The following is a 1001-nucleotide window of genomic DNA, read 5'->3' as shown; positions in this document are numbered from 1 at the left end:
AGGAGCTTCCTGTATAATTCAAGTATAGGGAATTCCGAGAAAGAAGGTTGAGAAAAAAATACCTCAGAGTAAAATAAGATTACTGACTTTGCCGGTTAGTAAAAATCTTATTGAACAGAGAGGTATCTGAAATGAATTATAACACACAGAACGCAAAAATAGCATCCATTACTGAAAAAACTTTAATTGTTGGCATTGATGTTGGAAGTGAAACGCATTACGCCAGGGCTTTTGACTGGAGGAATTATGAATATAGCAAAAAGCCGCTGGAGTTCAGTAACACAGAAGCCGGATTTCTGACATTGAAAGCATGGATGGAAGATATCGCAGAAAGACATGGCAAAACTGCTGTGGTTCCCGGAATGGAGCCGACCGGGCATTACTGGTTTGCGTTAGGGAAATTCCTGCAGGACAGCGGAATGAAGCCAGTACATGTGAATCCCCATCATGTTAAGAAATCGAAGGAACTGGATGACAACAATCCAAACAAGAATGACCGTAAAGATCCCAAAACAATTGCGGCACTGGTCAACGAGGGACGGTTTTCGTATCCATATATACCGACCGGTATTTACGCAGAGATCAGGAGCCTTTCTAACCTGCGTTTTCAGACGCAGGAAGAGCTCACAAGGATCAAGAACCGGATTGCAAGATGGTTTTCCATCTACTTTCCGGAATATAAAGACGTATACAGAGATCTAAAAGCAGTCAGTGGCAGAATGGTGTTGAAGGTAGCCCCGTTGCCAGAGGATATTATAAAACTCGGGGCAGAAGGTGTGAACCAGATCTGGAGAGATGCGAAGCTGAGAGGCGCTGGAATGAAGAGGGCAAAGACCCTGGTATCAGCAGCAGAGCATAGCATTGGGAGCAAGGAAGCGCCGGAAGCAGCGAGAATGGAATTAAAAAATCTGCTGAGTGACATGGATGTATATGCGTCAAGGCTGGAGGAACTGCTCCAGAGTATAGAAGAAAAACTAAAGGAGATCCCATATATTGATAAA

General features: G+C 43.7%; 1 protein-coding gene. It reads left to right on the top strand.

Annotation, left to right across the window (positions count from 1 at the left end; translation table 11 throughout):
• Window positions 1-131 precede the first annotated feature (131 nt).
• Window positions 132-1001: IS110 family transposase (locus tag ACQRCC_RS15545; protein ID WP_427851654.1), on the top strand; the 870-nt coding region annotated here is incomplete at its 3' end.

The organism is Sporofaciens sp. SGI.106 (assembly GCF_050314255.1).
Lineage (GTDB): Bacteria > Bacillota > Clostridia > Lachnospirales > Lachnospiraceae > Claveliimonas.
The sequence above is the reverse complement of the archived record's forward strand: the minus strand, read 5'-3'. Positions and strand labels throughout refer to the sequence as shown.